Genomic DNA, 11,672 nt, shown 5'->3' with positions numbered 1-11,672 from the left:
AAAATGAAAATTGGATATTTTGGAAAACTCCCAGGTTATGGTGATTTTATACAGCGCAATGTATGTCCCGAGTTTATAAAATATTGGGATAATTGGGTATTACAGTCTCTCAGTTCATCTCGCGAACAACTAGGCGATTCTTGGAGAACCAGTTACTTTAATAGCCCGATATGGCGCTTTGTGATTAACCAAGACTCGGCTAGCCAAACGACTGTAGCAGGCTTTATTATGCCGAGTGTAGATAAAGCTGGGCGCTGCTACCCTTTTACAGTGGTGTGCCAAGCAGATTCACAAGTCAATCCTTTTGTAATGGCTCGAAAAATAGATCTTATTCATGAAGTTGGTGAAGACTTTGCTTTAAGCTTGTTAGAAAACACTAAGCCGGATCTAGACGAAATAACTAGCGTTTTGAATGAAATCTATGAAAGCGTGCAAGAATCTAACTGTCAAAGTGCACAATTCAAATCGGTGAGCTCCGTAATGGAATTAGCCTGTATTACCGAAATTGACTCGCTTGATTTCACATTGGGTAACGAGTCTTTCCTAGAGATATTAATGAATGAAAAAAATGTTAATATGTCGATTTGGTCAATGGGAAATACTGAAGGTGTTGATCCTCAAATACGCTATTTTTCTGGTATGCCACCTACCGACAACTATTACTCTTTCTTAATTGCCGGTGAGAATCAAGAGAGCTAGCTACAGCGCTAGCAACTCATCGACTTAAGGGTAAGGTATCGTCTAAATTTGAAAAGTTGGAATGGATATTTTCATTTCCATCAACTATCTCCAACGACTGTTGATTATCAACTACGATAACCGTAACGTTGTCACGAGCATTCCGCTCTAATGAAGTTTTAATCAATAGTGGAGCAATAGATTCTAATGGTGTTGTAAGCAGCAGTTGCTCAATCTCAGCATCATCAATAACTTTGTTTAATCCATCACTACATAAAAAATATTTATCCCCGTCAAGCCTGACGTCGCTCACTATATCTAAGTCAAGCTCATCACTGGCACCAACTGCTCGTGTAATCACATTAGCATTTGGATGACGTTCGGCTTCTTCAGGCGTTAAAAGCCCTTTTTGAACTAATTCTTCTACTTGGCTATGATCTTGTGTAAGTCGCGTGAGTTTATTATTACGAACACGATAAATGCGGCTATCACCAGCCCAAATACAATGAGCGAATTGATGGTCAAAAGCCAGAACCACCACTGTACTGCCAATTACGGCCTGCTTTTCGCTCGCCATCGATACTAAACGTGTATTGACGTCCTGCAGCACTTGCATGATTTGCTGTGTAGCCAAAGGATAGCTATTTGAATCAGCAATATCTCGCAAACTATCTACAATCATTTTGCTAGCGACATCACCTTTAGCGTGCCCGCCCATACCGTCAGCAACACACCACATGCCATCTTGGGAACAGTCTAGATATCCGTCTTCGTTAACTTTACGAATGGTACCAATATCTGTTTTCCCAACCGATTTCCATGAACGTTCAAGCATAATTTTAGTTTCCAGTGCGGCCAATATAAATCACTTTACAGGTTTCGAACAGCTAAGTCGTCCTAACTTCTTCGTCAAACAAACTCGAGACATTATAGATACAAATGTCTTTGATTGCTGGTATTTTTCTAGGTAGACTAAAGTACAAATTCTGCACGAATTTTCTTAAATATTGAAGCCATTCTTGCATTAATTCTCAAAATAGAAGGTCGCTTAGTGGAAGAAAACATGTTGAACAAAACAATCGGGCGCTATGAAATCAAGGAAATGATTGGTGAAGGAGCGATGGCTAAAGTTTATAGAGCCTATGATCCTGAAATTAACCGTTCAGTTGCTTTTAAAGTACTCAAAGAAGATCACTGCGTAGATGAAGAGTATTTGTCGCGATTTCTACGTGAAGCTAAGGCTGCAGGGGCGCTTTCGCACTCCGGGATTGTAACGGTTTATGATGTAGGTAAATTTGAAAATTCTCCGTATATTATGATGGAGCTTTTAGACGGCAGCGACTTAGGTGAAGTACTTAAAAAAGAGAAAAAACTTTCACTCAAGCAAACCCTGATTATCGCATTACAATTAGCTAAATCCCTTGATTATGCCCATAAATCAGGGATCATTCATCGCGATATTAAACCCGATAACATTATTGTTATGCCCGATGGCGAGTCCATTAAAGTTGCAGATTTCGGCATCGCAAGAATGAACGAAACTGAAGAGTCTCAAAAGACTCAAGTTGGATCTGTTTTGGGTACCCCACGTTACATGTCACCAGAACAGGCTTTAGGTAATCCTGTTGATGGTCGTTCGGATTTATTCTCGGTAGGCACAATCATGTACGAAATGCTTAGCGGAAACAAAGCATTTGACGCCGGTAATATGGCCACACTAATGATACAAATCGCTCAAAAACAACCTGAGCCGTTAAAAACTCTTTGCCCCGAAATTCCTGCAGGTGTTCGTCAAATAATCCAAAAATTACTACAAAAGTCTCCTGATAAGCGATTCCAAACTGGAAACAAACTAGCAGAGGCATTGGGCAAAGAATTAAGTACCTTAAGCGACCAACAAGCCGAACAAAAAAAACATAAATATATCCCCTTAAAAATACGTTGGACCTTATCTGTGGGTGCAATCGTGGGATTGGTATCGTTTATTAGTATCAACATTGTATTTAACATGCAGTCTAAGGCGATGACTAAACAAGCGGTTGATTCAGGTGCTTCGTTTGCGAAATTTATTTCTACAGAAACCGCGATACCCATTCTGAGCGAAGATTGGATTTCCTTAGAGACGTTTATTGGTGATGCCGCCAGTAGAGATACATTTTCATACTTAATAGTGACTGACAGATCAGGAATTGTCCGTGGTGCCAGTGACAACACTTTGGTAGGTAAGATATACCAACCCAATGAGAATGATGTACTAGTCAGTGAAACAGAGGATGTGCATACAACCAGCACTGAAACTGCTGATGGTAAGAACATCTTTAATATACGAACGCCCATTTTGTTTCAGAGCACTGAAGTGGGTCAAATAATCTTAGGTTTGTCTCAAGATGGCTTAGATGAGGTTAAAAGCATTACTGGTTCGTTAATGTTTATTCTAGCCTTGATCACTACCTCTTCAGTGGCTGTGGTGATGTTTATTTTTGGTGGGTTAATTGCTCGTCCGTTTAAAGTGTTAAACCAATCTTTGAAAGGTTTTGCGGCAGGTAATTTAGACACAAGAATATCTTTGACACGAAATGATGAGATAGGTGAAGTATTTGACTGCTTCAATAATATGGCTGCTGCGATTCAGGATAGATATACAGAAGTTACCGATGAGTTAGCACAGACAGGTATAGATAAAACAGGGATCACTGCAGATAAACCGGAAGAGAGTGGTACTCATGCTTCGGAAGCTGAAGTTAAAGCTAAAGAGATAGATAAGTTAGAGAGTGAATTTGCAGATCTAGGGCCAGATGAAACTGTAATTTCCAACAGTCAAATTGACCTAGTAAACAAACCTAATCAGGATATTGTGCAAAAAGTAGAGGAAAATATTGAGCCTACTGAAATGTCTGAGATTCAGTCAAAAATTGACTCTGATTCAGATGCTGACGCTGATAGAACCATCATTTCCAGTAGTCAGATCAATCTAGATATTGCGTCAAATGAGTCCGACGAAAAGAATCCACCAAAAGAAACGAAACAAGAAACCCCGGATACTGAGTCTGTGATCGAAGAAAATCCTGACCAAACAGTTATCGCCTCTAGCCAAATTATTATGAAAAGCGAATCGACTAAAAGCGATGAGGTAAAAGAAGAACCTAGCACCGCAGATAGCAAATCTGAAAAAATCGATGCAGAAGATAGCTCTACCGAACAAGAAATTCCACTTCCAACTAAAAAGCCACCAGCAAAACGCAGAACACCCCGAAAGCCCGCCAAGGCTAAAGTAAAAACTGAAGACACCGCAACTAAAGACGCGATTGCTGATTCTGACCAGAGTACAAAAATTTGAGGTATTTTCCACTCTTCTTTTTGTCTATCTTGTTATGTGGCTGTTCAACTATAGAACGGAGAATAGTAGCAAGTAACGATGATTTTATCGTGTTACAGACAGATCATAATGATACCTTCGGTTCCCTTGCGGAAGAGTTTTTGGGGGGCAAACAATACACAGAAATTCTTGAAAGATATAATCCGCAAACAACTATCTCTTCAGGTAGCTATATAGCGATTCCTAGAAAGGTGATCAATAGTTCTGGTGTTTTTGTTGACGGCTACCAACGTGTGCCGGTTCTGTGTTATCACCAATTTACTGAAGATAGTAAGAGCAAAAACAAGATGGTTGTTCCTCGTGCAGACTTTGAGCGGCAGATGGCTTACCTTTACTCCAATGATTATCAAGTAATATCACTAAGCGATTTGGGTAAATTTATCAGTGGTGAAAAAGAACTACCTAAGAAGTCTGTTGTGATAACCATAGATGATGGCTATAAAAGTTATCTAGATGTGGCTTACCCCATTCTCAAAAGATACAACTTTCCCTCTACAATGTTTGTTTACCCTGACTTTATTGGCGCTAGGCCAGCGCTCAAATGGAATGATGTAAAGTACCTAAGCAAATCACCATTGGTAGACATACAATCTCACTCAAAATCACATGACAGTTTATCTCCATTACCATTAGGCGAGTCAGAAGAAGATTACCTAACGCGCCTAAAGATTGAAGTTGAAGGTGCAGAAAAAGTATTGGTACGAAGAACCAAACAAGAGTTTAATCATTTTGCTTATCCCTATGGGAATAGTAGTTTAGAGGTTGTTGAACTCCTAAAACAAAACGATTATGAACTTGCAGTCACCGTACATAAAGGTAGCAACCCTTCGTTTTCAGCCCCGTATTTATTGCATAGAACCATGATATACGGGGGAGACAGTTTGAATACATTCAAAAAAAGCCTCGATGTATATAGAAATGTGATGCTGAAATGATAGAGCGGATCTTCTGGATAGCCACGATAATATTTTGTTGTTCATGTAGCACAAACTTTATTGATAACAATGCAATGTTTGAACAACGCAGCCCGATTGCTGATGCTTTGGAAAAACAACAACGTTACGCAGAGGCATTGACGCAGTGGAAGGTTTTGCAGATAGCCTATCCAGACGATGAAGTGGTCAAACAAAATATACATCGGCTTGAACTCCTAATATCAGATAGTGTCATTCAACAATTAGCGATTCTAGATAAAGCTAAAGCTTCAGGTGATCAAAAATTGGAGCGCGAGGTCTACCTTAAAATATTAGCTCTAGAACCGAATAATCAAATAGCGATTGAAGAGTTACGGCAGTTCGAATGGAATTACGCATATCAGGAAGCCAGTTCAAAAACAGCTAACATTAAGAAATATTTTGTTGAAACACAGCAAGAAGCTAAAATTTCTATTCAGCTCAATAACTACATTGAACAAGGAAAACAGTTCGTTTCCGATAAAAAGTATCAAGATTTACTACAACTAGCTGATAAGTTTGAAAACACCTATCCAAAACACCTGCTTCCAAACGAATATCGAATATTGGCGTACTCCAAATTAGGAGAGGAACAACAAAAAGACAACAATACAAAGCAAGCGATTAAGTTCTATAAACAAGCTTTGAAAGTGGCTGCAGTGAAAGGTCAAAAGTTACCCAACCTCCAAAAGAAAACAGATCAGCTGTCTGGGCTTATTGCCAATAGGTATTTGAAATTAGCTAATCAAGTTTTTAAAACTGACTTAGATGAAGCCATTAATTACTTTGAGCAATCACTTAAATATCAGCCCAACAATAATAAGGCTCGCCAATTAATGCAGCGAGCCATAAAGATTAGAGAGAATTTATTAAAAATCCAAAAACTTGATTCTAATTCTGATTAAGGGTGTTATGCGAGTAAAGAGTCTACTTTAGGCTAATGTTCTTTACCCGCTTAAGGCTCTTTATCCGCTGAGGGCTATTTATCCGCTGAGGGCTCTAATTCCGATTGAGGTTATCTAATTTTTCTTGTAGCTCTAAGGCTTGTGCCCGATATAACTTCGCACTCGAATGGTCTGGATTGACCTTCAAAACCATATCCCATTTTTCAATTGCTAAATCGAGTTCTTGACGTCGAAATGCTGATGACGCTTCTCTGTGGTATTTATCAGCGATTTCTTTTTGCAATACCAACATTTCTTCCATCGCTAAGTCATTTTGACCGTCTAACTCTGTCGCCATCTTAAAATTTTCGAAAGCATTAAAGGGTTCTTCTTTTTGTAGATTCAACTGCCCCGCTTTTTCAAAATAGGTGGCAGCTAACACATTATCTGTTTCTGCAATTTCTTTGGCACGTCCAATATATGTTGATATCGCCAGATCTCTGCTTTCGCTATTTAGCTTACCAAAAGTACTAAGCGTCGCTAACTTTTCAATTGCAGCTTGATAATCCATATTTTGAGCCAATTCTTTTAAATCACTTAAGGCCGATTCAGCTGTTTCTACTGGGGCGATTGGAACAACTTCTGCTAATACTGGCTCTTCAACGGGTATTTCAGAGGACTCGACTAAATCCTCAGCCGCTTCAGCAGATTCGTTTACCTCGTTAATTTCTTCTTGCATTGCTAATTCAACACTAGCATCTTCACTGTCTGCGCTAGGAACTTCAAGCTCTTGGGACGCGTCTTTGTCACGTTGCGCTCTGGCCAGTTGTGTCATTGGGATTTTAATTTCTTGCCCTATATTAACTCGGCTAGGATTAGCGATATTATTGTATTTCGCTAATGCGTAAAATTTTAGCGCAGAACCTAAATATTTTTTTGCTAGGGTAGATAGGCTAGTGCCTGAGGTTAGGTTTACCTTGAAATATTCGGCGGGGAAATATTGACTTGAGTCAGTGGAAATTTGTGCAACTAAATTTCTGGCACTATTACTTCTAGGAACCGCTTCTAAGTATGCGTTGAGTTCTGCCAACGCCTGACCATCTTCACCATTTTCGAGCTTTTCTAACGCTTTACTAAAACGTTGTCTGGGCGTCAAACCGACTTCAGCTATATAAGTTTTATTGTTCTGAACTCCCTTAGTTTTATTGACCTCTGCGGAGGTCGTTTTTCCAGCTGTACCTCCTCCAGTACCACCACATCCTGATAAAATTAGTCCTGCTACAAGAATAGCAGCTGATAATTTTATTTTATTGTCCATACAACTAATCATTTATAACCCCTGAAAATATAAGAAACAGTCGTCGATAATCTAAGTTTCTCGGTACGAAGCAGTTTAATACAATTGTAATCGTCAAGCATGTTTTTCCATCTGAATTTTATCATCTAATTGGTAACATCTTGAAAATAGTATGATAAATATATTCTACAATATAAGGAGTTGTCCTTGTTTGGCAAGTATAAACTTCAAACCATGGGTATTTCCTTGATTCAATTCTTGTTGAATTTTAAGCCTTGGATTAATACCACTTTTTAGGCTGTATTTAATATGGCTGATGATAACTTTCATATCCTTCATTTGCTGCTTGTCGGCGACTAACGAATAGAAATAGTGCATTTCTGACAATAGCCATTTAGGGGTAAGATGACCAAATAACAAATTATCCGGTTGACTGTTAGCAAATGAGACTTCTATTACAACCCCTCTAAGTTGTTTGGTTCGCATCTGCTTAGCTAAATATTCCCAAACAATAGCGAGTTTACCTTGCTTTTCGACCTTATCTGGACCAGTGTCACCAAAATAGACAAACAGATTATCTTCATATTCAATCACAAATGCCGTTGATTCTAAGGGATGGCTTAAACTGAATGCTGTGACTTTTAGTTGAGTACCTTTAAGGTTCGCAGTTTGCTGAGGCACTAAATCGATAACCTGGTACTTGTTTAAAAAAGGTGGTTTACCTCTATCGGTAAAATTAGCCCAAGCTTGCCAATTGAAATAAGTATCGCTCATCGTTTGGTTAACCGACTTCAACCCATAGATTGGTTTGTTATTATCTTCAGGTGAGGCAACCAACAAACCGGCCACATGGTCTAGGTGACCATGGCTAATCAAATAGCCTTTAATGTGGTGATGTAAAATTTCACCTGTTGTAGACAAGGTGGGATCTGAATGTACAGGGAGATATTTAAAAGCATTATTATTGAGCGCAACGTTGATGCCATTAGTTAATGTACCTGCGTCTAAAGCAATGTAATTAGGTTCAGATAAAGTCCTTAGTAAGAAAGCACTGAGATTGCCATCTTGAATCCCACCTGTACTACCCAAAGTAACTAATTCAAATACCCCTTTCGTCTCGGAGTTAATGCTAACTGGAGTTTGTTCTCCATATAGTTGAAACGATACGATTAATGCAGTGATGAATAAAATATGTATGTTGCGTTGCAATCACTTAACCTTTGTTTGGATTGATTGAGTTTCTACACTTTGTTTATATAACGTTAGCGCCTGTTTTTGATCGTCCTGTGATTCTTTGATGCTCGACATTAAAACCAAATCTTCTTGTCGATTACCCAATTTAATTGCCTTTGCTAAGGCTTTTTCTGCTAAAAGTTTGTCATTTGCATTAAACGCAATATGACCTAGCGTCGATAGCAGTTCGACATTCAGGTCATCTTTCTTTATCCAACTTTCGAGTTTTTTTATTGCTCCCGCTGGATTCGGTAGTTTTATTTGCTTAAACAAAGGCACTAATAGGGGATGCGGTGAAGAAGACTGAAACTCCAGCAAGGCTTGCTCAGCATCTAAGTGCATTCCTTGGTCGATAAGCATTTGTGTGTAGGCAGCTTGTTGAGCAGGGTCTTTTCGCGTGGCTCTAGGCAGCGATTGCCAATTTTGTTTTAGTTGTTCCGCCCCCTCTTTGCTCGCTATTTCAGCGAAGTTACCTTTAGAGGCTTGCTGCATGAGCACGTCGTAATCATCGCCGAGCGCTTTTTTCCAACCTTTTAACTTGTCTTTCAACTCTTGCCACTTGTTTGCCTGAGCTAGCGCTTGAGCCCATAGTCTTAACACTGGTGTTTGCGCTTGTTGTTTTTCAGTCAGAGTGTGGATCACTTCTATCGCTTCATCTGACCGATAGTGCTGTAAGGCGTCCCGAATTAAGCACAAATTCGCTGCCAAAGCGGATTTTTCATAGGTTTTAGCCATACTCCAATAACTTTTGGCTTTCTCTAAGTTGCCTAATTGAACCTCGGCGTCAGCGGCAGCGAGTAAATTGATGCCATCGAAATCTTCATTTTCTATCTTTTTGAAGTTGTCTCTAGCAATCAAATAATTGGTTTCAGCCATTGCAATTAAACCAGCGGTAAAGGCTCTTTGTTTTTTACGACTCCCCCAATTCCCAAGCCAGTTCTTTGAGCCAGAGGCTGCTGCCAAAGAAGCTTTGACCAACAAATTTATTAACATTAACCCGACAAAAATAGCAATCAGAGATAGGCAAAGTGACCAAACATTCATTTCAGCGACCCAACCGTTAAATTCGACCATAACGTAGCCACTATCATCAAATATCATCGCCGCAATCACGACGCTAATAAGCAGGATAAGCAAAACCAAAAATATTCTTATTAATTGCCTCATGATTAATTACTTCCGTTCACAAAACGACTTTCTAAGCGCTCTTCGATTAAATCTTTTATTAAAGGTGTGACCTTAAATTTTCGAGGATAGTTTTTTTCAAAGTCAGTTGCTTGTAGCTGACTTAAACTTTCAGAAAAGCGCACCACCCCGTCTTTTGTCATATCGAATGATTCAATTAGTACATTCTGCGCTGTTTTCAATACCTGTTCATATATGACCGGCTGATCTTGTAAAACCGCCACTTGCGCCTGCAATAAAGCGAACTTAAGTTGTGCCTTAGCTAACCATTGCTGTTGTTCAGACATGAATGGTTTAATTTCAGTAGTTACCTTTTTAAAGCTAAAAAAGTTCTTAGTTGCTTCTTTCCAATTACGGGCTAAATTCGCTCGCCAATCATCGATAGATTCGGTGATGCTATCGTCAACATCCTCAGCTTCTGGCCTTCGAAAAAACGCTAGCGGCAAATTATCTACTTGATTAATCATGGCCCCTATTTCGATTGCAATTGAACTGCTTGAAACTTGATTTACTTGTTGCAAAGCCAGTAAATCCTCAGCAATCATAGCCCGTAAAGGCAACAAGCTGGGATCGTCTAAATCTTGAATACGGCTATCAGCTGATTCCAGCATCATTCTTGCAGTTTTTACATCACGTTCTAACCATAGTTTGCGTCCGGCCATTCGAATTAGATAGTCAGCTTCCGCTAACAGCCAATCAGCCGGTCTACGACCAGAGATATCAGCCAAATTTCGTTGATTCGTTTGTACTCGTGCACGAGTACCTTGTAGCTGTTCATCTAAGTTCTGTAAGCGAGTTTGCAAACTTTGGTTTTGCTGTTGCAACTCCCCCTTAGCAAGTTGATTAGAAGCGATGGATTGGGCAATATCATTTTGTTGTTGTTCCAAACTAAGCCGCTGCTGTCGCACACTTTCTTGTTGCTGCTGAATACTAGTTTGCTGAGCGTTTAAGGTATCATATTGTTGTTGGCTTTGAACTTGCCACTGCATCCATGCCCAGTAACCAGCACCAATAATGGCCGCCAGTAACAGTAAATTGAGGATAGTGAAGAACCACAGAAAACCTGTTTTGTTTTTCGGCTCCGACCTTGAGTTACCTTGTGATGTATCGCTTTTATTAGGTTTCACGCTAGCTTGTTTACCTTGAGCTGCAGCATAATGTGCAGGCTGCTTCGATGCCGTTGTTTTATTGGCTGATGCGTCCTGCTCTTTTTTTACTGACGGATTGGCAGTTTTTTCTTTAGCGAGTTGCTGTTCCAACGCTTTCAGTTTTGCTTCATCTGACGGGGTTAACTTGTTCTCATCTGCCATTTAATGCTCCGAAGAATGTCTTGCGCGGGTAATCAACTGTTTTGCGCATTGAATTAAGGCCTGATCACTGGCGTCTCGGCTAATACTTATTTGGGACACACCCAGTTTAGATGCTATATCTGCAGTTCTTTGGCTAACCACTATCCAGTTTAACTTTTGCAGCCAATTTGTCTCAAAATACTCAAAGGCAGCCTGAATAACTTCGCCACTGGTAGCAATAATGCAACGGATTTGATCCTGTTGCCAGCCTTGTGTGCAAACTGGAGAGTCTAGTTTAACCCTTTTATACACTTCCCATTCTGAGACAACTGCACCGCGGCTTGTCAAAGTATCTCGAAGCAATTCTCTACCACCGAAACCTTTCATAATAACAATATTTTTATCAACCACATCGTTAAGCTCTGCAAGGCTAAGCAAACCTTCAGTTCTAGGCGCTTGTGGAACAATCGCGTCAAAACCAGCTTTTTGTAAAATATTTCCGGTACTGGCGCCAACTGCAAAAAAGCATACATTTGCGGGCCATTGATTTTTCAGCTGCACACATTGCTGAGCCGCCACGGTACTTGTTACTACTATATAGATTTCAGTGGCTGCCAAATTGCGCAAATCGGCAATTCTTAAAGGTAATTGAGCAATACAGTCTTTGTCTAAAACAGTATCAATCAATCCACAAGCAACAGCCGACAGCTTCGCTTCATTAAAAACCTGCGCACTCGCTAGACACTTAGCTTGAGGTCTAAGCAGCAAAAAAGTCAA

The 11,672-nt window shown here is 39.8% G+C and carries 10 protein-coding genes; 4 read left to right on the top strand and 6 right to left on the bottom strand.

Features of this window, described 5'->3' with window-relative positions:
• The first annotated feature begins 3 nt into the window (after positions 1-3).
• Positions 4-699: a type VI secretion system-associated protein TagF gene (gene tagF, locus ABJK37_RS04480; protein WP_348350550.1), complete on the top strand. Its 696-nt coding sequence runs from the start codon at positions 4-6 to the stop codon at positions 697-699.
• A gap of 16 nt (positions 700-715) precedes the next feature.
• Here the strand turns inward: tagF and ABJK37_RS04475 are convergent, their stop codons facing one another.
• On the bottom strand, positions 716-1,513 hold the full coding sequence (locus tag ABJK37_RS04475) for a protein phosphatase 2C domain-containing protein (RefSeq protein WP_348350548.1): 798 nt from the start codon (positions 1,511-1,513) through the stop codon (positions 716-718).
• A 228-nt stretch (positions 1,514-1,741) separates the two neighbouring features.
• Between ABJK37_RS04475 and ABJK37_RS04470 the strand changes: the two genes are divergently transcribed.
• From ABJK37_RS04470 to ABJK37_RS04460, 3 genes are all read left to right on the top strand, one after another.
• Complete coding sequence (locus ABJK37_RS04470; protein ID WP_348350546.1) at positions 1,742-4,015, top strand: protein kinase; 2,274 nt, start codon at positions 1,742-1,744, stop codon at positions 4,013-4,015.
• A gap of 89 nt (positions 4,016-4,104) precedes the next feature.
• Positions 4,105-4,989: a polysaccharide deacetylase family protein gene (locus ABJK37_RS04465; protein WP_348350544.1), complete on the top strand. Its 885-nt coding sequence runs from the start codon at positions 4,105-4,107 to the stop codon at positions 4,987-4,989.
• A gap of 74 nt (positions 4,990-5,063) precedes the next feature.
• A complete protein-coding gene (locus ABJK37_RS04460) occupies positions 5,064-5,912 on the top strand; it encodes a hypothetical protein (protein WP_348350542.1) in 849 nt (282 codons plus the stop codon).
• A 94-nt stretch (positions 5,913-6,006) separates the two neighbouring features.
• On the opposite strand, the gene ABJK37_RS04455 is transcribed toward ABJK37_RS04460, so the two are convergent.
• The 5 genes from ABJK37_RS04455 to ABJK37_RS04435 all read right to left on the bottom strand — a co-directional run bounded on the left by ABJK37_RS04455 (position 6,007) and on the right by ABJK37_RS04435 (position 11,672).
• Positions 6,007-7,221 carry a LysM domain-containing protein gene (locus ABJK37_RS04455; RefSeq protein WP_348350540.1) on the bottom strand — a complete coding sequence of 405 codons (1,215 nt, stop codon included), beginning with the start codon at positions 7,219-7,221 and terminating at the stop codon, positions 6,007-6,009.
• Positions 7,222-7,374: 153 nt separating this feature from the next.
• Complete coding sequence (locus ABJK37_RS04450; RefSeq protein WP_348350538.1) at positions 7,375-8,397, bottom strand: 3',5'-cyclic-nucleotide phosphodiesterase; 1,023 nt, start codon at positions 8,395-8,397, stop codon at positions 7,375-7,377.
• Complete coding sequence (locus ABJK37_RS04445) at positions 8,398-9,588, bottom strand: heme biosynthesis HemY N-terminal domain-containing protein (RefSeq protein ID WP_348350536.1); 1,191 nt, start codon at positions 9,586-9,588, stop codon at positions 8,398-8,400.
• A 2-nt stretch (positions 9,589-9,590) separates the two neighbouring features.
• Complete coding sequence (locus tag ABJK37_RS04440) at positions 9,591-10,916, bottom strand: uroporphyrinogen-III C-methyltransferase (protein WP_348350534.1); 1,326 nt, start codon at positions 10,914-10,916, stop codon at positions 9,591-9,593.
• Positions 10,917-11,672, bottom strand: a complete 756-nt coding sequence (locus ABJK37_RS04435) for a uroporphyrinogen-III synthase (RefSeq protein WP_348350532.1) — start codon at positions 11,670-11,672, stop codon at positions 10,917-10,919. It lies immediately after the preceding gene.

The sequence above is a fragment of the Paraglaciecola sp. genome (assembly GCF_039964565.1).
Classification (GTDB): Bacteria; Pseudomonadota; Gammaproteobacteria; order Enterobacterales; family Alteromonadaceae; genus Paraglaciecola.
The sequence above is the reverse complement of the archived record's forward strand: the minus strand, read 5'-3'. Positions and strand labels throughout refer to the sequence as shown.